At 70.0% G+C, this 19,111-nt stretch carries 15 protein-coding genes; 13 read left to right on the top strand and 2 right to left on the bottom strand.

The genetic code is table 11. The features are described 5' to 3' along the window. Nucleotides 1-114: 114 nt before the first annotated feature. Nucleotides 115-1,404 (bottom strand): isocitrate lyase, encoded by a 1,290-nt coding sequence (gene aceA / locus RR3_RS11695; protein ID WP_010592173.1) that lies wholly within the window; start codon nt 1,402-1,404, stop codon nt 115-117. 532 nt (nt 1,405-1,936) lie between these two features. On the opposite strand from aceA, the gene RR3_RS11690 reads away from it, so the two are divergent. The 13 genes from RR3_RS11690 (at nt 1,937) to atzF (ending at nt 18,039) form a co-directional block, all read left to right on the top strand. Then, nucleotides 1,937-3,091 (top strand): globin domain-containing protein, encoded by a 1,155-nt coding sequence (locus RR3_RS11690; RefSeq protein ID WP_010592174.1) that lies wholly within the window; start codon nt 1,937-1,939, stop codon nt 3,089-3,091. Nucleotides 3,092-3,142: 51 nt separating this feature from the next. Next, the gene (gene ramB / locus RR3_RS11685; protein ID WP_017681246.1) at nt 3,143-4,555 is read left to right on the top strand and encodes an acetate metabolism transcriptional regulator RamB; all 1,413 of its coding nucleotides are present in this window, start codon (nt 3,143-3,145) and stop codon (nt 4,553-4,555) included. Nucleotides 4,556-4,714: 159 nt separating this feature from the next. Then, nucleotides 4,715-5,701, top strand: coding sequence for a hypothetical protein (locus RR3_RS11680; protein ID WP_234420102.1), 987 nt, complete (start codon nt 4,715-4,717; stop codon nt 5,699-5,701). A gap of 184 nt (nt 5,702-5,885) precedes the next feature. Then, the gene (gene urtA, locus RR3_RS11675) at nt 5,886-7,154 is read left to right on the top strand and encodes an urea ABC transporter substrate-binding protein (protein ID WP_017681248.1); all 1,269 of its coding nucleotides are present in this window, start codon (nt 5,886-5,888) and stop codon (nt 7,152-7,154) included. 37 nt (nt 7,155-7,191) lie between these two features. Then, a complete protein-coding gene (gene urtB, locus RR3_RS11670; protein ID WP_064065796.1) occupies nt 7,192-8,076 on the top strand; it encodes an urea ABC transporter permease subunit UrtB in 885 nt (294 codons plus the stop codon). Continuing rightward, complete coding sequence (urtC, locus tag RR3_RS11665; RefSeq protein ID WP_064065797.1) at nt 8,076-9,194, top strand: urea ABC transporter permease subunit UrtC; 1,119 nt, start codon at nt 8,076-8,078, stop codon at nt 9,192-9,194. The genes urtB and urtC overlap by 1 nt, the downstream gene beginning before the upstream one ends. After that, nucleotides 9,191-9,973, top strand: coding sequence for an urea ABC transporter ATP-binding protein UrtD (urtD, locus tag RR3_RS11660; protein ID WP_048772247.1), 783 nt, complete (start codon nt 9,191-9,193; stop codon nt 9,971-9,973). Before urtC ends, urtD begins: the two co-directional genes overlap by 4 nt. A gap of 1 nt (nt 9,974) precedes the next feature. Further along, the gene (urtE, locus tag RR3_RS11655) at nt 9,975-10,667 is read left to right on the top strand and encodes an urea ABC transporter ATP-binding subunit UrtE (protein ID WP_048772245.1); all 693 of its coding nucleotides are present in this window, start codon (nt 9,975-9,977) and stop codon (nt 10,665-10,667) included. After that, nucleotides 10,667-11,356 (top strand): GntR family transcriptional regulator, encoded by a 690-nt coding sequence (locus tag RR3_RS11650; RefSeq protein WP_064065798.1) that lies wholly within the window; start codon nt 10,667-10,669, stop codon nt 11,354-11,356. The genes urtE and RR3_RS11650 overlap by 1 nt, the downstream gene beginning before the upstream one ends. A gap of 5 nt (nt 11,357-11,361) precedes the next feature. Then, nucleotides 11,362-11,892 carry a carboxymuconolactone decarboxylase family protein gene (locus RR3_RS11645; protein ID WP_064065799.1) on the top strand — a complete coding sequence of 177 codons (531 nt, stop codon included), beginning with the start codon at nt 11,362-11,364 and terminating at the stop codon, nt 11,890-11,892. A gap of 70 nt (nt 11,893-11,962) precedes the next feature. Then, a complete protein-coding gene (locus RR3_RS11640) occupies nt 11,963-12,658 on the top strand; it encodes a GntR family transcriptional regulator (RefSeq protein WP_029539848.1) in 696 nt (231 codons plus the stop codon). Nucleotides 12,659-12,769: 111 nt separating this feature from the next. Further along, on the top strand, nt 12,770-16,315 hold the full coding sequence (uca, locus tag RR3_RS11635; protein WP_371851034.1) for an urea carboxylase: 3,546 nt from the start codon (nt 12,770-12,772) through the stop codon (nt 16,313-16,315). Continuing rightward, entirely contained in the window at nt 16,312-18,039 is a 1,728-nt protein-coding gene (atzF, locus tag RR3_RS11630; RefSeq protein WP_064065801.1) for an allophanate hydrolase, read from the top strand. Before uca ends, atzF begins: the two co-directional genes overlap by 4 nt. Before the next feature lie 53 nt (nt 18,040-18,092). Here atzF and RR3_RS11625 read toward each other — a convergent pair whose 3' ends face one another. After that, nucleotides 18,093-18,986: a hypothetical protein gene (locus RR3_RS11625; protein WP_040270787.1), complete on the bottom strand. Its 894-nt coding sequence runs from the start codon at nt 18,984-18,986 to the stop codon at nt 18,093-18,095. Between the last annotated feature and the right edge of the window lie 125 nt (nt 18,987-19,111).

The following is a 19,111-nucleotide window of genomic DNA, read 5'->3' as shown; positions in this document are numbered from 1 at the left end:
AGCTCCTACTCGTCATGTGGGGGTCGTGAAGGTGGTTTTCGACAGAGGGTGGATACGGCCGCGGCGGGACCTGGTCGTCCGAGATCCCGCCGCGCCTGCATCCGTTGCCGGTTCCTAGTGGAACTGGCCCTCCTCGGTGGAGCCCTTCAGGGCAGCCGTGGAGGTGTTCGGGTCGACGGTGGTGGCGATGGCGTCGAAGTAGCCGGCGCCGACCTCACGCTGGTGCTTGATGGCGGTGAAGCCGCGCTCCTCGGCCGCCTTGAACTCGCGCTCCTGCAGGTCGACGAAGGCGGTCATGCCCTGGCGGGCGTAGCCGTGGGCCAGGTCGAACATGCCGTAGTTCAGCGAGTGGAAGCCGGCGAGGGTGATGAACTGGAACTTGAAGCCCATCGCGCCGAGCTCCTTCTGGAACTTCGCGATGGTCGCGTCGTCCAGGTGCGCCTTCCAGTTGAAGGACGGCGAGCAGTTGTAGGCCAGCAGCTGGTCCGGGAACTCGCCACGGACGGCCTCGGCGAACTTCTTGGCGACCTCGAGGTCCGGCACGCCGGTCTCCATCCAGATCAGATCGGAGTACGGCGCGTACGCCTTGGCGCGCGCGATGCAGGGCTCGATCCCGTTCTTGACGCCGTAGAAGCCTTCGGCGGTGCGGGTGCCGTCGAGGAACTCGCGGTCACGCTCGTCGACGTCGGAGGTCAGCAGCGTGGCGGCCTCGGCGTCGGTGCGGGCGATGACGACCGTCGGGACGTCGGCGACGTCGGCCGCGAGGCGAGCCGAGGTCAGGGTGCGGATGTGCTGCTGGGTCGGGATGAGCACCTTGCCACCGAGGTGGCCGCACTTCTTCTCCGACGCGAGCTGGTCCTCCCAGTGCGAACCGGCGACACCGGCCGCGATCATCGCCTTCTGCAGCTCGTAGACGTTGAGCGCGCCACCGAAGCCGGCCTCACCGTCGGCGACGATCGGGGCGAGCCAGTTCTCGACGGAGGTGTCGCCCTCGATCTTGGCGATCTCGTCGGCGCGCAGCAGCGCGTTGTTGATGCGGCGGACGACCTGCGGCACCGAGTTCGCCGGGTACAGCGACTGGTCCGGGTAGGTGTGGCCGGACAGGTTCGCGTCGCCGGCGACCTGCCAGCCGGACAGGTAGATGGCCTTGAGGCCGGCGCGGACCTGCTGCACGGCCTGGTTGCCGGTGAGGGCGCCCAGCGAGTTGATGTAGTCCTCGTTGTTCACGAGGTCCCACAGAATCTCCGAGCCGCGGCGGGCGAGGGTGGCTTCCTCGACGACGGTGCCCTGCAGCTTCGCGACCTGCTCGGCCGTGTAGTTGCGGGTGATCCCCTTCCAGCGCGGGTTGGTGTCCCAATCCTTCTGGATTTCCTCAGCGGTCCTCGGGGTGCCGGTGGTCGACATCTAAGCTCCACTCTCTAGATCTGATCCGCGCCGGAAGCTCTGCAGTACGTGCGTACTACTTCACATCCTTCGCGGACCTTTCGGATGTACCACTCGACAATGACACACCCGGAAAGTGCCGTCTACCTGTTGCTAATGCCAATCTTCGCTAGGTTTTCCCACACCCTTGCAAAGGTTGTAAATGTTCGGGGCGTCCAACGAACGCGGCCGCCGAGCCCCGAGCTACCCGCCGGTAGCAACTACCTCGGCATTGTCCGCGCCGGCGCCTCGGCCGGGCGCGGGTCACGAAACCCCCGAACGCGAGCCCACCAGCCACAGGAGCAAGAGATGCCGTCGCGATTGTGATCAGTCTCACAAGGTGCACTCCGGCAAATCGGGAAGTCGCGCCGGTCGAATCGGTGGGGGGCTCGAGATCGCTCGTCTACCATGTGCGCGTTGATCAGTCGGGGCCGGTCACGCCGATCGGGCGTGCCCACTCCCCACTCGCACACGAGTCGAGGAGGGCGCCATCCTTTCCGCCACATCGAAGCCGGTGATCGAGGCCACCCTGCCGATCGTCGGCGCCCATATCGGCCGGATCTCCGAACTGTTCTACGACAAGCTCTTCGCGGCCGCGCCTTCGCTGCGGACCGACCTGTTCAACCGCACCAACCAGGAGAACCGGGAGCAGCAGAAGGCACTCGCCAGCTCGGTCGCCGCGTTCGCGACGCTCCTGGTCACCGAGGACGCCGCGGACATCGACGCGATCATGGCCCGGATCGCCGCCAAGCATGCTTCGCTCGGCGTCCAGGCACCCCACTACGAGGTGGTGCGGCACCAGCTGTTCGCCGCGATCGCCGAGGTGCTCGGCGACGCGGTCACCCCCGAGGTCGCCGCGGCCTGGCGCGAGGTCTACACGTTGATGGCCAACTCGCTCATCGAGCAGGAGGCAGCCCTCTACGACAAGGCCGGGGTCCGGCCCGGTCAGATCTGGCGCGTCGTCGTGGTCAGCGACGTCCAGTTCGACGGCGCCGAGGTCGCGACGCTGACGCTGCGCTCCCCCGACGGCACCCCGCTGCCGGATTTCCTTCCCGGACAGTACATCTCCGTCGCCACCACGCTGGGTGACGGCACCCGCCAGATCCGCCAGTACACGCTCGTGCGCAGCCACGTCCCGGGCGAGTGGGCCGTCACCGTCAAGCGGGTCCGGGGCGGGATCGTCTCCCCGTTCCTCGCCGGGGGCGTCGGCATCGGCACCGAACTCGTCGTCTCCCATCCGTTCGGCAGTCTCGTCGTCGAGGACGGCGACGATCCCCTGGTGCTGATCTCGGCCGGCATCGGCATCACCCCGACGCTCGCGGCGCTGCAGCACCTGGCGGCGCACCGATCCGAGCGCGAGGTTCTCGTCGTGCACGTCGACCGCTCCCCCTACGACCATGCCCGCCGCGCGGAGACGCAGGCCCTGGTCGATCGCCTTCCGCGGGCCCGCATGCAGACCCGCTACTCCGAGTTCGAGGAACTCCGCGAGGACGGCCACTCCCCGCTCGACGGGGTCGAGTTGCCGGCCGACCCGCAGGTCTACGTGTGCGGTCCGGTCCCGTTCATGCGGTCGATCCGGCAGACGCTGCTCGCTGCGGGGGTGTCGCCCGACGCCGTCCACTACGAGGCCTTCGCGCCCGGATCCTGGCTGGGACTCGAGGAGAGCTAACGTTGCGAATCCGCCGTTGCAAAGCTGTGTAGACGCTCGTACGCTGGGGTGATGCCAAAGACGTTCGTCGGCGCCCGCCTGCGCCAGCTGCGGACCGAGCGGGGACTGAGCCAGGCAGCACTGGCCAAGACCCTGGAGATCTCGGCCAGCTACCTCAACCAGATCGAGCACGACGTGCGGCCGCTCACGGTTCCGGTCCTGCTGCGCATCAGCGAGGTCTTCGGGGTCGACACCACGTTCTTCTCGTCCCAGGACGACACCCGGCTCATCGCCGAGATGCGAGAGGTGGCTCTCGACCAGGAGATGGGCATCGACGCCGACGCCCAGGAGATCGCCGCGATGGTGTCGGCCCACCCCGGGCTGGCACGGGCCATGGTCAACATGCACCGGCGATTCCGCAACACCACCGCGCAACTCGCCGCCGCCACCGAGGACCGGTACAGCGACGGCAGCGGCACCGGCACCATCACCATGCCGCACGAGGAGGTCCGCGACTACTTCTACCAGCGGCAGAACTACCTGCACGACCTCGACACCGCCGCCGAGGAACTCGCCACCCGGATCCGCTTCCATCGCGGCGACATCTCCGGCGGCATCATCAAGCGCATGGAGACGGTGCACGACGTGCAGCTCGTCCGTCGCGTCGACCTCGGCGAGAACGTCCTGCACCGGTTCGACCCCGCCACGCGCACCCTCGAGATCTCCGCGCGACTGTCGGGCGGCCAGCAGGTGTTCAAGCTCGCCACCGAGCTCGCCTACCTCGAGTGCGGGGAGCTGATCGAGAAGCTGGTCGCCGAGGGCGCGTTCACCAGCGAGGCCTCCCTCGCCCTGGCCCGCCACGGCCTCGCCAACTACTTCGCCGCGGCGATCATGCTGCCGTACGCGCAGTTCCACGAGATGGCCGAGGACTTCCGATACGACGTCGAGCGGCTCTCCGCCTTCTACGCGGTCAGCTACGAGACCATCGCCCACCGGCTGTCGACCCTGCAGCGGCCGAAGCTGCGCGGCGTGCCGTTCTCGTTCGTCCGCGTGGACCGGGCGGGCAACATGTCCAAACGCCAGTCCGCCACCGGCTTCCACTTCTCCACCAGCGGCGGCACCTGTCCCCTGTGGAACGTGTACGAGACGTTCGCGTACCCGGGCAAGATCATGACCCAGCTCGCCCAGATGCCCGACGGACGTCGCTACCTGTGGGTCGCGCGCACGGTCGAACGCCGCGCCGCCCGCTACGGGCAGCCGTCGAAGACCTTCGCGATCGGCCTCGGCTGCGAACTGCGCCACGCCCACCGCCTCGTCTACGCCGACGGACTCGACCTCAGCGACGCCAACCCGGGTACCCCCATCGGTTCCGGCTGCCGAGTGTGCGAGCGTCTGAACTGCCCGCAGCGCGCATTCCCCCCGCTGGGCAAGGAACTCGTCATCAACGAGCACCAGAGCTCGGTGTCCCCCTACCTCATCAAGTAACACCCGCGCACGTATTCGCCGTGCGCGAAAGCAATTGCGTGCGCGGCTGACTGCGACGTTCGCGGATACTCTGTCCACAGGCGGACTATTCATCCACAGATCGCCGCCGCCCGCCCGCGGCTCGCGGACGCAGCGCCGGTATTCGGGCACGCTCCCCGTATGAGCGAACCCACGCCACTGCTGCGTCCTGCCGTCCTCGCAACCGGGATCACCGACGCCGAACTACGCCGAGGAATCCGTACGGGTCGTCTCGAACGCATCGTGCCCGGCGTGTACCTCGAGCGTGAGGACGCCGGGCAACTCGACGACGCGGCACGCCACGTGCTGCGGATCCGGTCGGGCGCAGCGCGGTTGCACGAGGGCGCCGCGATCAGCCACGTCTCGACCGCCGTCGTCCACGGCTTCGCGGTCTGGCGCACCGACCTGTCCCGCATCCACCTCACCCGCGATCGCGCGTCGGGCGGTCGACGCACTCCGCGTCAGCACGTCCACGCCGCGGCCCTCCCCCACGACGAAGTCGAGACCGTGGAGGGGATCCGCGTCACCTCGGCTGCGCGGACGGTCGTGGACCTCTCGCGCACGGTCACCGCCGAGGAGGCCGTGGTGGCGGGGGACTCCGCGTTGCGCGGGCATCCCGGCCTGCGGCCGGCGCTGGCCGCCGCACTTCACCGGGCCGGGGCGCGGACGGGAATCGCCGCGGCACGGCGCATCGTCCCGTTCCTGGACGGTCGCAGCGAGAGTCCCGGCGAATCGATCAGCCGGCTCCGCATCCACCAGGCCGGAATGCCGGCCCCGGCGCTCCAGCACGAAGTCCGGACGAGCGAGGGCCGATTCGTCGCGCGGACCGACTTCTTCTGGGAAGAGACCGGGATCGTCGGCGAGTTCGACGGCATGGGCAAGTACGGGACCGGCGACCCCGGAGCCACCGCCGAAACGGTGCGGCGCGAGAAGCTGCGCGAGGATGCGCTGCGAGACCTCGGCTTCGAGGTGGTCCGCTGGACGTGGGCGGAGCTGTTCCGGTTCCCGACCGTCGTCGCCCGCTTCGAACGGGCCATCGCCCGATCGCGTCGCTGCGAACAGCCGCGAAACTCCCAGGCATCCGCATCGGCAATTGCTGGCGCGGACGGCTATTCGTGGTGCGGATAAGGTGCTACCTCGGGGTGTGCGCGTTCGGCAACGAGGTCGTAACACGCGTCATGAACTCGTCACCGCGAGACATTCCGACGCAACACCGGCCGCCTACTCTTCGGACCCACGGATACAGCGCTGTATACGCAGCCCGGATATACCGGGCCCCGTCCGGTTCCCACCTTCGACGAAGGGCACCTCCATGCCAGTTGCCACATCCACGTTCGCCAGGCGCGCCGTCGCCGCGCCGGTCGCGCTGGCCGCCGTCGGCCTCGTGCTCAGCGCCTGCGGCAGCAAGGCCACCGACAGTACCGACGCCGCCGGGTCCGCCTCGTGCGTCGACACCTCCGGGGACACGATCAAGGTCGGTTCGCTGAACTCGCTGTCCGGCACCATGGCGATCTCCGAGGTCACGGTGCGCGATTCGATCGCGCTGGCCGTCGAGGAGATCAACGCGAACGGCGGCGTTCTCGGCAAGCAGATCCGGATCGTGGCCGAGGACGGCGCGTCGGAGCCGACGGTGTTCGCCGAGAAGGCCGAGAAGCTGATCAGCTCCGACTGCGTGGCCGCGGTGTTCGGCGGGTGGACGTCGTCGAGCCGCAAGGCGATGCTGCCGGTGTTCGAGGACCTGAACTCGCTGCTGTACTACCCCGTGCAGTACGAGGGCCTCGAGTCGTCGCCGAACATCTTCTACACCGGCGCCACCACCAACCAGCAGATCGTGCCGGCGCTGGACTACCTGAAGGAGAAGGGCGTCGAGTCCCTCTACCTCGTGGGCAGCGACTACGTCTTCCCGCAGACCGCGAACCGCATCATCCGCGCGTACGCCGAGGCCAACGGCATCGAGATCAAGGGTGAGGACTACACCCCACTCGGATCCACCGACTTCTCCACGATCGTCAACAAGGTCCGCACCGCCGACGCGGACGCGGTGTTCAACACCCTCAACGGCGACTCGAACGTCGCGTTCTTCCGCGAGTACTCCAACGTCGGCCTCACCGCCGCCGACATGCCGGTGATCTCGGTGTCGATCGCCGAGGAGGAAGTGGTCGGAATCGGCGCGCAGAACATCGCCGGCCAGCTCACGGCCTGGAACTACTACCAGACCGTGGGCGGTCCCGAGAACACGGCGTTCGTCGATGCGTACAAGGCGAAGTACGGTGCGAACAAGCCCACCTCCGACCCGATGGAGGCCGCGTACGCCTCGGTGTACCTGTGGAAGAACACCGTCGAGAAGGCGGACTCGTTCGCCGTCGCCGACGTGCAGGCCGCGGCCGACGGCGTCTCGTTCGACGCGCCGGAGGGCACCGTCACGATCGACGGGGACAACCACCACATCACCAAGACGGCCCGCATCGGCGAGATCCGGGGCGACGGACTGATCTACACGGTGTGGGAGTCGAACGGGGCGATCGAGCCGGACCCGTACCTCGAGAGCTACGACTGGGCCGCCGGCCTGTCCGGCAGCTGACCATCGTGACCGGGAAGCCGACGAGAAGGGAGGCGACATGGATGTCGTTGTAGGACAGCTGTTCACGGGACTGAGCATCGGTTCGATCCTGCTGCTGGCGGCGCTGGGCCTGTCGCTGACGTTCGGGCAGATGGGCGTGATCAACATGGCCCACGGCGAGTTCATCATGGCCGGCTCCTACACCGCGTACGTGGTGCAGCAGGTGGTCTCGGCCGCCGGGGTGTCCCTGCTGGTGTCGCTGCTCGTCGGTTTCCTGGTCGGCGGCGTGATGGGGGTGCTGCTCGAGGTCACCCTCATCCGCCGCATGTACCACCGCCCGCTCGATACCCTGCTGGTGACCTTCGGCGTGGGCCTGTTGCTGCAACAGGCCGCCCGCGACATCTTCGGCGCACCGGCCGTCAACGTGGTTGCGCCGCAGTGGCTCTCCGGTGGCGTGGAGATCCTCGGGGCGGTGGTGCCCAGGACCCGGCTGTTCATCCTCGCGCTGGCCGTGATGTGCGTGGCGATCCTCATCGCGGCGATGAAGTTCACTCCGATGGGCCGGCGCATCCGGGCCGTCGTGCAGAACCGCGACCTCGCCGAGACGGTGGGCATCTCGTCGCGGCGCACCGACATCACCACGTTCTTCCTCGGCTCCGGCCTGGCCGGCCTGGCCGGCGTGGCGCTGACCCTGATCGGCTCCACGAGCCCCACCATCGGCCAGTCCTACCTGATCGATGCGTTCCTGGTGGTCGTCATCGGCGGCCTCGGACGGATCGAGGGTGCCGTCATCGCGGCGGTCGCGCTCGGACTGCTCAACTCGTTCATCGAATACTCCACCACCGCATCGATCGCGAAGGTGATCGTCTTCGTGCTCATCGTGATCTTCCTGCAGGTCCGGCCGCAGGGCCTGTTCGCGGTCAAGACAAGGAGCCTGGTCTGATGCCTGCCCCGACACGTCTTCCGGCGCTCACCCGGCCCGGACCGGCCCGCACGTGGGCCGGGTTCGTCCTCGCCGCACTCGTTCTGTTCGCCCTCGCCCCCGCCGTGTTGTCGGACTTCCGTCTGAACCTGCTCGCGAAGTTCCTGTGTTTCGCGATCGTCGCCGTCGGGATCGGTCTCGCGTGGGGCCGCGGCGGCATGCTCACCCTCGGCCAGGGCGTCTTCTTCGGCCTCGGCGCCTACCTCATGGCGATGCACCTGAAGATCGCCGACGCCGGGCTGCGCGGCGACACCGTCCCGGACTTCATGCAGATCGCCGGCATCCGCGAATTGCCCGGCTACTGGGCGCCGTTCGCCTCTCCGCTGGTGACGATCGCCGCGATCCTGGTGCTGCCCGCCCTGGTCGCGGTGCTGCTCGGGCTCGGCGTGTTCAAGCGCCGCGTCAAGGGTGCCTACTTCGCGATCCTCTCCCAGGCCCTGACCGCCGCGTTCGCGATCCTGCTGATCGGCCAGCAGTCGATCGGGGGATCGAACGGGCTCAACCGCTTTCGCAGCTTCTTCGGCCTGTCCCTCGCCGACCCGGCCAACAAGCGCATGCTGTTCTTCGTCGCCGCGGGTGTCCTGCTCGCCGTCGTCGCGCTCACCCGGCAGTTGATGTTCTCCCGCTACGGCGAACTGCTCGTGGCCGTGCGCGACCAGGAGGAGCGGGTCCGCTTCCTCGGCTACGACCCCGCCGACGTCAAGGTCGTCGCCTACGCCACAGCGGCCTTCTTCGCGGGCATCGCCGGGGCGCTGTTCGTGCCCATCGTCGGCATCATCTCCCCCGCCGACGTCGGCGTCGTCCCTTCCCTCGCCTTCCTCATCGGCGTCGCCATCGGCGGACGCACGACCCTGCTCGGCCCGGTCCTCGGCGCCATCGGCGTCGCGTGGGCCCAGACCGCCCTGTCGGAGAGCTTCCCGTCCGCGTGGACCTACGCGCAGGGCCTGCTGTTCATCGTCGTCATCGGGTTCTTCCCCGCGGGCCTGGCCGGGCTGGCGACGTTGCGCCGGCGACGCACCCGCACCGGCCCGGCGCGCCCGATTCCCGAACCGACCACGACGATGGAGCCGGCGAGATGACCGAACCCCACTACGGCGGCAACGCCGGCATGTCCAGCGAGTACCTCGAGATCCGCGACCTGCGGGTCAGCTTCGACGGCTTCACCGCCGTCGACGGCGTGGACCTGACCCTCCTGCAGGGCGACCTGCGCTTCCTCATCGGCCCCAACGGCGCCGGCAAGACCACCCTCGTCGACGCCGTCACCGGCCTGGTATCGGCCACCGGGTCGGTCACCAAGTCCGGCATCGAACTGCTCGGCAAGAAGGTGCACAAGATCGCCCGCCTCGGGGTGGGCCGCACCTTCCAGACCGCGTCGGTGTTCGAGCAACTCACGGTGCTGCAGAACCTCGACATCGCCGCCGGCTCCGGCCGCTCCCCGTGGTCGCTGCTGCGCCGCCGCACGACCGTGCTGCCGCAGATCGAGGAAGCCCTCGAGACGATCGGCCTGACCGGCCTGCGCGACGTGCCCGCCGGCATCCTCGCCCACGGGCAGAAGCAGTGGCTCGAGATCGGCATGCTGCTCGTCCAGAACTCCGACGTGCTGCTGCTCGACGAGCCGGTCGCCGGGATGAGCCACGACGAACGCGAGGAGACGGGGCAGTTGCTGCGCCGGATCGGGGCGCAGCGCACCGTCGTCGTCGTCGAACACGACATGGACTTCATGCGCGCCTTCGCCACCTCCGTCACCGTCCTGGCCCGCGGCAGGGTGATCGCCGACGGCACCGTCGAACAGGTGCAGAACAACCCGCAGGTCCAGGAGGTCTACCTCGGGACCGCCACTGCAGTACAGGAGGCGTGAGATGCTCGAGCTCGTCGACGTGCGGACCGGTTACGGCCGCACCGAGATCATCCACGGGGCCACCCTGACCGTCCCCGCCGACGGGGTCGTCGCCGTCATGGGTCACAACGGAGCCGGAAAGACCACCCTGCTGCGCGCCGCCGTCGGCCTGCTGCCCACCACCTTCGGCCGGATCCTCCTCGACGGTGCGGACATCACCTCGCTGCGGCCGGCCGCGCGCGTCGCCCGCGGCCTGGCCTACGTCCCCCAGGGCCAGCAGTCCTTCGCGCAGCTCACCTGCGCCGAGAACCTGCAGGTCGTCGCCGACGGACGCAAGCGCGGCAAGCAGCTCGTCGCCGACATGCTCGAGCTGTTCCCCGCCCTCGTGCCACTGCTGGACCGGCGCGCCGGTCTGCTCTCCGGAGGCCAGCGCCAGCAGCTCGCGATCGCCCGCGCCCTGATCACCGAGCCCCGCATGCTCATCCTCGACGAACCCACCGAGGGGATCCAGCCGTCGGTCGTCGCCGAGATCGAAAGCACCGTCGTCGAACTCAGCCGGCGCGGCGACCTCGGGGTGCTGCTCGTCGAGCAGCACATCGGTTTCGCCCTGCAGGCGGCGCAGCGGTACTACGTCCTCGAATCCGGACGCATCACCGCCAGCGGCGACGGCGGGACCGATGCCGCAGGCACCGTCCGCGCGGCCATGGCGATCTGATGAGCGCCGGCGGCACGCGGCGTGATCGGGTCTACCGGGCGCTGCGTTCGGATCTGATGACGGGCGTTCTGCCGCCGGAGACACGGCTCGGCGAGGAACGGCTCGCCGAGCAGTACGGGGTCTCCCGCACGCCGGTGCGGGAGGCGCTGGCGCGGCTGGTGTCCGACGGTCTGGTCGAGCGGCGCGAGCAGGGGCTGTTCCCGTACCGGCCGCGCTTCGACGACCTCGCCGACCTGTACGAGCTGCGGACCACGTTGGAGCTGCGCGGCATCCGCCGCGCGCTGGCCGATCCGTCGATCCGGCACGATCCCCACGTGCTCGGCGCCGAGCTCGACCGGTGGTACGCGCTGCGGCGCGACCTGCCCGAGCCGGATGCGGGCTTCGTCGGGCTCGACGAGCAGTTCCACCTGGCGTTGCTGTCCGCCGCCGGCAACCCGGCCCTGTGCGACGCGCTGGCTGCCGTGAACGCGAAGGTCCGGCCCGTGCGCATGTTCGACTACCTGACGCACGACCGGATCGCGGCGACCGTCGACGAACACATCGGTGTGGCGGAGGCGGTGCTCGCCGGCCGTCTCGAGGACGCCCACGACCAGCTCCTCGCCCACATCGACACCTCACGGGCGGTGGTGGTGCAGCGCGCCGAGCAGGCCCGGACGATGGCCCGATTGGCGCGTGCCGTGCGAGACTGACCGGCATGTCGCCTCGCATCCGGCCCGGACGGTTCAAGGAACTCGGCCCGCTCAACTGGGCGGTCTGGCGCGTGCTCTCGACCGCGGCGGGAACGAAGGACGCGCACCTGTTCAGCACCCTGGGCCGCACCGGCGGCCTGTTCCGCGGCTGGCTGCACTACTCCGGCAAGCTCATGCCGTTCGGGCGGTTGCCCCGGTTCGAATCCGAACTGGTCATCCTGCGGGTGGCGCACCTACGCGAGTGCGGCTACGAGATGGACCACCACACCCGGCTCGGCCGCCGCGCCGGCATCACCCCCGAGATCCTGCAGCGTATCCTCGACGGACCCGGCGCGCCCGGCTGGAGCCCGCGGCACCGGACGATGCTCACAGCCGTCGACGAGTTGATCGCCACCGGAGACCTCGGCGACGAGACGTGGGCGGCGCTGGCCGCTCACCTCGACGACCGTCGGATGATCGAATTCTGCCTGCTCGTAGCGCAATACGACGGACTGGCCACCACCATCGGCGTGCTGCGCCTCGAGCGGGACTTCTGAGAGCTCTTCCTAACCGTCGCTTTACCGCGGGCAATCTCGGCGAAACACGACGTCCATAGCGTATACAGCTATGTCGACACGTACGGATACAGCCACGGCGCAACCGCTGCGGACGCGCGTGTACCGGGAACTGCGCACCGAGCTGATGAACGGTTCGATCCGCGTCGGCGAGCGGCTGACCGAGCCGAAACTGTCCGCGCGGTTCGGGATCTCCCGCACCCCGGTCCGGGAGGCGCTCGCGATGCTGTGCGCGGACGGGCTGTTGCGCCGCGAGGAGTTCGGATTCTCGCCGGTCCCGGTGAGCATTCCCCGCGTCCGTGACCTCTACGAGCTGCGGATCACCCTCGAACTGCAGGGCATTGCGCGGGCGATCGACAATCCCGATGTGCGGCACGACCGCGTCGCCCTCACCGCCGAGCGCGAACGATGGTTGCGTCTGTCCGCCGACCCGCCGCAGCAGGAACCGGGTTTCGTGGTGCTCGACGAGGAGTTCCACATGGCCCTGATAGCCGCGTCGGGCAATGCGGAACTGGCCGGCTCGCTCGAGTCGGTCAACTCCCGGATCCGGCACGTGCGGATGTACGACTTCATGGTCAACAGCCGGATCGAGACGTCGATCGCCGAACATCTCGCCATCGTCGATGCCGTCCTCGGCGACGAACTCGAACTCGCCCACCGGCTGCTGCACCGGCACATCGGCGAATCCCTCGCGGTGGTGCTCGACCGGGTGACCCGCGCCGTGTCGGCGATGTCGTTCGCTCACTGAGGTCCGTTCCGCCCCATACCTTCCCCTTCCCCGTCACCGAAGGAGCCTGTCGTGACGTTCGCTTTCGACACCCTGCTCGTCGCCAACCGCGGCGAGATCGCTTGCCGCATCATGCGTTCGGCGCACGCGCTGGGGCTGAAGACCGTCGCCGTGTACTCGGATGCGGACGCGTCCGCCGCGCACGTCGAGATGGCGGACATGGCCGTGCGTCTCGGCCCGGCCCCGGCAGCGCAGTCGTATCTCCGGGCGGATCTGGTAATCGAGGCGGCCCTGTCGGCGGGCGCCGGCGCGGTCCATCCCGGCTACGGATTCCTCTCGGAGAAGGCCGAATTCGCGGACGCCTGCGAGAAGGCGGGCATCGCGTTCATCGGGCCCACCCCCGGGCAGCTGCGGGTCTTCGGCGACAAGCACACCGCGCGAGAGGCGGCACGCGCCGTCGGCGTCCCGCTCGTCGAGGGCAGCGGCCTGCTCGGGTCCGTCGACGCCGCCCTCGCGGCCGCCGACACCGTCGGTTACCCCGTGATGCTCAAGGCCGTCGGCGGCGGGGGCGGCATCGGGATGCAGGCCTGCCACACTCCGGGCGAACTGCGGGACGCGTACGAGCGGGTGCAGCGTCTCGCGTCCGCACACTTCTCCTCGTCGGGGGTGTTCCTCGAACGGTTCGTCGCACACGCCCGCCACCTCGAGGTGCAGGTGTTCGGCGACGGTCGCGGCCGCACGATCAGCCTCGGTACGCGCGACTGCTCGTTGCAGCGACGCAACCAGAAGGTCGTCGAGGAGGCGCCCGCCCCGAACCTGCCCGACGCGGTCGTCGAGGAACTGCTCGCGTCGTCGCGCCGGCTCGCGTCGTCGGTGAGCTACCGCTCCGCCGGCACCGTGGAGTTCGTGTACGACGTCGAACGCGGTGAGGCCTCGTTCCTCGAGATGAACACCCGTCTGCAGGTGGAGCATCCGGTCACCGAGGAGGTCACGGGCGTGGACCTGGTGGAGTGGATGCTGCGGCTCGGCCGGGGCGAGACCGAGATGCTCGACGCCCTGCCCGACAGCGGGCCCCGCATCCTCGGTCACGCCGTGGAGGCGCGCGTGTACGCGGAGGACCCGGGGCACGACTACCGGCCCAGCGCCGGACTGCTCACCGCCGTCGAGTTCCCGGCCCACACCCGCGTCGAGACGTGGGTGGACACCGGCACCGAGGTGAGTTCGTTCTACGACCCGATGCTCGCCAAGATCATCGTGCGCGGCGAGTCCCGCCGCACCGCGTTCGCGGCGCTCGCCGAGGCGCTCGACGACACGCACCTGTACGGCGTGCAGACGAATCTGCCGCAGCTGCGGCGCGTCTGCACGGCGGAGCAGGTGCTCGGGGCCGCCCACACCACCGCGACGCTGCGGGAGGTACGGGCGACGGGCCACCGCATCGACGTGCTGCGCGCGGGCACCATGACCACGGTGCAGGACTTCCCCGGCCGGATCGGGTTGTGGGCGGTCGGCATTCCGCCGTCGGGTCCGATGGACGACCTGTCGATGCGCGCCGCGAACGGCGCGGTCGGCAACCCGGAGGGGGCACCGGCGCTGGAGTGCACGTTGCAGGGCCCGCGCCTCGAGTTCTCCGACCCGACGCTCGTGTGCGTCACCGGTGCCCCGGTCGTGGTCACCGTCGACGGGACCCCGGTGCCGATGTGGGAGCCCCTGAAGGTGCCGGCCGGCGGCGTGCTCGACGTCGGATCCCCGGCCGAGCAGGGCCTGCGCACCTACGTCGCGGTGCGTGGCGGTCTCGACGCCCCGCTCTACCACGGCAGCGCTTCGACGTTCACACTCGGCGGCTTCGGGGGACTCACCGGCAGGGCCGTGGCCACGGGCGACGTGCTCGGTGTGGCCGAGTCCCGCGCGCTAGCCTCCCCGGCACCGGTACCCGTGGACCGCCGGCCGGAGTTCACCCACACGTGGCATCTCGCCGTCACCGAGGGTCCGCAGCCCGCACCGGCCTACTTCACCGAGGACGACCTGGCCCAGTTCTACGACACCACGTGGACGGTGCAGTCCCACGCGAACCGCACCGGCATCCGTCTGGACGGCCCGAAGCCCACCTGGTCGCGGACGGACGGCGGCGAGGCCGGGCTGCACCCGTCGAACCTGCACGACAACCCCTACTCGGTGGGCGCGCTCAACGTCTCGGGCGACACCCCGATCCTGCTCGGCCCGGACGGTCCGAGCCTGGGCGGGTTCGCCTGCCCGCTCACGGTCGTCTCCGGTCACCGCTGGAAGATGGGGCAGATCCGGCCCGGGGATTCGGTGCGGTTCGTCCCCGTGACCGACGAGGCGGCGGTCGAGCTGCGCGGCGCCGCCACCCGCGCCCTCGACGTCCCGCCCGTGGCGCGGCCCGCCGCGCTCGACGGCGGCCGGCTGGCCGGTACCCCGGCGTTCCTGGACCGTCCCGAGGTGGTGTACCTGCGGGGCGGCGACGACAACGTCCTCGTCGAGTACGGCGACATGGTGCTCGACCTGGGGTTGCGGATGCGGGTGCACGCCCTGTCCGAGGCGCTCGCGGCGCTGCGCCTGCCGGGGATCGTCGACGTCACGCCGGGGGTGCGCTCGCTGCACGTGCACTTCGACCCGGACGTGCTGCCCCAGCACCGCCTGCTCGGGACCCTGCAGGACCTCGAGACGGAACTGCCGGCCACGCACGATCTGGTGGTGCCCAGCCGCACCGTCCGGTTGCCGCTCTCGTTCGACGACCCGTCGATCGCCGAGGCGATCTCCCGCTACCACAGCGGTGTGCGCGACTCGGCGCCGTGGCTGCCGTCGAACACCGAGTTCATCCGGCGCATCAACGGACTCGACTCGGTCGAGCAGGTCCGGGACACGGTGTTCGACGCCGAGTACCTCGTCCTCGGTCTCGGCGACGTGTACCTCGGTGCGCCGCTGGCCGTCCCGCTCGACCCCCGGCACCGGCTCGTGACGACGAAATACAACCCGGCACGCACGTGGACCCCGTCGGACGCCGTGGGCATCGGCGGCAAGTACCTGTGCGTCTACGGGATGGAGTCCCCCGGCGGCTACCAGTTGATCGGGCGGACGGTACCGATCTGGTCCGGATACCGGCAGTCCGGGCCGTTCGAGGACGGCAAGCCGTGGCTGTTCCGCTTCTTCGACCGGATCGTATGGGAACCGGTGAGCCCGGAACAGCTGCTCGAGTACCGCGCCGCGTCCCTGGCGGGCCGGTTCGACGCCGACGTCTCGGAGGGTACGTTCGCCCTCGCCGACCATCTGCGGTTCCTGGCGGACAATGCCGAGTCCATCGACGCGTTCCACGAGCGTCAGGCCGCGGCGTTCGAGACCGAGAAGCAGGCATGGCACGCGGCCGGTGAGTTCGACCGGGCCGAGACGACACCGGCAGAGGTCACCGAGGCCGTCGACCCGCTCGCCGGGATGCCGGCGGGATCGGTCGTCGTCGAAGCCCCCATGGTCGGCAACGTGTGGCGGGTCGAGGTGGCGGAGGGCCAACAGGTCGGCGCCGACGACACCGCCGTCATCCTCGAGGCCATGAAGCTCGAGATGCCGGTGCCGGCCGCCGTGGACGGGATCGTCCTGAAAGTCCTCGTCGGGCCGGGCGCGAAGGTCGCCCCCGGCACTCCCCTTCTCGTGATCGGAGCAGCATGAGCATCGTTGTGGAACAGGAACTCTCGGCTGCATCGACATCGAGCCGGGCGCGAGCGGAGGCGGCGCTGCGCCGGATCGACGACGTCGACCGGCCCGAGGTGTGGATCGCGCTGCGGCCTGCCGCCGAGGTGCTCGCCGACGCCGACGCCGTGGACGCGCGCGTCGCGGCGGGCGAGCACCTGCCGCTCGCAGGCCTGCTCGTGGCGGTGAAGGACAACGTGGACGTCGCCGGGATGCCGACCACGGCGGGCTGTCCCGAATTCGCGTACACCCCCACCGATACCGCGGCGGGCGTCGCGCGGCTCGTCGACGCCGGCGCGGTGATCCTGGGCAAGACCAATCTCGACCAGTTCGCCACCGGTCTCGTCGGCACCCGCAGCCCGTACGGCGCGGTGCGCTGCTCCTGGGATCCGGAACGGGTGTCGGGCGGCTCGAGTTCGGGTTCGGCGACGGCGGTCGCGCTCGGCATCGCGGACATCGGGATCGGTACCGACACCGCGGGTTCCGGCCGCGTCCCGGCCGCGCTGCAGGGTCTGGTGGGGATCAAGGCCACGCTGGGCGTGATCCCCGCCCACGGCGTGGTGCCGGCATGCGTGGACTACGACTGCCTCACGGTGTTCGCCACGTCGCTCGACCTGGCGGCGACCGCCGCGGCGGTCATGGCCGGGCCGGAACCGCGCGACCCGCGCAGCCGGACGTGGCCGGCCGACGTACCGTTCGCGGCGCCCGCGTCGCCGCGGGTCGCGGTTCCGCGCGCCGGGAATCTCGTCGCGCTGTGCGACGACTACCGGGACGCATTCGCGCGCACCGTCGGCGCGGCGCGCGACGCCGGGATGGAGGTGACCGAGGTCGACGTCACCCCGCTCCTGGAGGCCGCGACACTGCTCTACGACGGCGCCGTCGTCGCCCAGCGGTATGCGGCCGTCGGCGAGTTCCTGGCGACGAACCCCGCCGGAGCCGATCCGACGGTCGCGGCGATCGTCGCGGCCGCGGAGCACCCGGCGGCGCACGAGCTGGTGGCCGACCTCGACACGCTGACCCGCGCCAAGGCGTTCGCGGCGGGCCTGCTGGACGGGTTCGACGGGCTGTTGCTGCCCACCACCACCGAGCACCCGACGATCGCGGCGGTGCAGTCCGACCCGATCGGGATCAACCGGCGGATGGGCACGTTCACGAACTTCTGCAATCTGCTCGACATGGCGGCCGTCGCGGTACCGGGTGCACCGACCGCCGAGGATCGTCCCTTCGGGGTGATGTTCGTCGTGCCGGCCTTCGCCGATCAGGTCGCTGTCGATCTCGCGGCCCGGCTGACGGGTGTCCCCACGCCGAAGTTCGTCTCGGGCGGGGTGGAGCTGGCGGTGTTCGGGGCGCACCTGCGCGGCCAGCCGTTGCACGTCCAACTGGAGCAGATCGGTGCCCGGTTCGTCGACGAGGTCCGCACCTCCGACGCGTACCGGCTGACGGCGCTGAGGACCACTCCCCCGAAGCCCGGTCTCGTCCGGCACGGCGCGGGCCGGGGCGCGCCGATCGCCGGCGAGCTCTTCCGGGTCTCCGAGGCGGGACTCGGCCGGTTCCTGGCCGCACTGCCCGCTCCGATGACGCTCACCAGCGTCGAACTCTCGGACGGGCGCTGGGTCGTCGGTTTCGGTTGCACGCACGACGCCGCGGCGGACGCCGTCGACATCACCGAGTTCGGCGGCTGGGTGGCCTACCGGACGCGCTGAATCGGTGCGCGACTTCGGAATCTGCCCACGCCACGGCGTGGGCGGATTCCGGTTCACCGCTTCGATTTCCGAGCGACGGCCCGGGCGAATCTCTCGGCGACGAGGTCGAACCGCTCCAGGTCCGCCCACGTCCACCGGACGACCTCGAGGCCGAGATCGCGCAGCGCGTCCTCGCGGTGCTTCTCGGCCACGAGGTCGCGTCGGTCGGAGTACTTTCCGGCGCCGTCGAACTCGCCGACGACGCCCGGGGTTTCCCAGAAGAAGTCCACCCGGTACCGGCGTCCGTCCCGAGCCACGACCTCGTGTTGCAGTTCGGGCCGCGGCAGGCCGCATCGCGTCATCCGCAGGCGAGACAACGACTCTCCGACACTCTCGCTGCGCCCGTCGAGCAGACGCACCGCGGCGGCCGCCCGGGACACCCCGGTGCGGTGGCGGGCGGCGGTGAGAACATCCGGCAGGCGTTCCCGCGCGGACGGTTCGGCGCGCAGGCCGGAGTCCCCGGCGACGACGGCCTCGTCGAGCGGCAACGACCGCGCGAGGTCGACGATGGTGCGCGCCACCGAGGTGACGTGGACGCCGTCGACTGCGACGACGTCGCCGTCGCGCCAGTCGGTCCCGTGCACGTGGAGGTACGTGGCCCTGCGCCCGCTCGCGGATGCCCGCGAGACGTGCACCCGGCGCAGGTCGACGTTCCACACGTCCAGTCCGAGCAGGACGGCGGCAGACACGTGGCTGAGTGCCTCCCCGGGGCGGAGAGCCGCGGCGAAGTGCCGCGCCAGGACCCGGTGGCGGCTCACGTCGTCGAGGGACGCGACGTCGGTGCGGCGCAGATAGACGCCGGGTTTCAGCGCAACGAGGTCTCCGGCACGCAGCGCCGCCCGGATCCGGTCGTCCGGCACGCCTTGCGTCAGGAGGTCCTGTCTCGTCACGGCGATGGGATCGGTCATGCAAGGAGGGTGACGCACCGCTCGGGCGGCCGCGGCTCGACTTTGCGCGGACCGGCACATCTGGGGATGAAGCCGCAGCCTGTGGATAACCGGGATTCCCACGGCGTTTCGGAATCCGCTCACGC

It is taken from the genome of Rhodococcus ruber NBRC 15591, from assembly GCF_001894945.1.
Taxonomy (GTDB): Bacteria; Actinomycetota; Actinomycetes; order Mycobacteriales; family Mycobacteriaceae; genus Rhodococcus; species Rhodococcus ruber.
The sequence above is the reverse complement of the archived record's forward strand: the minus strand, read 5'-3'. Positions and strand labels throughout refer to the sequence as shown.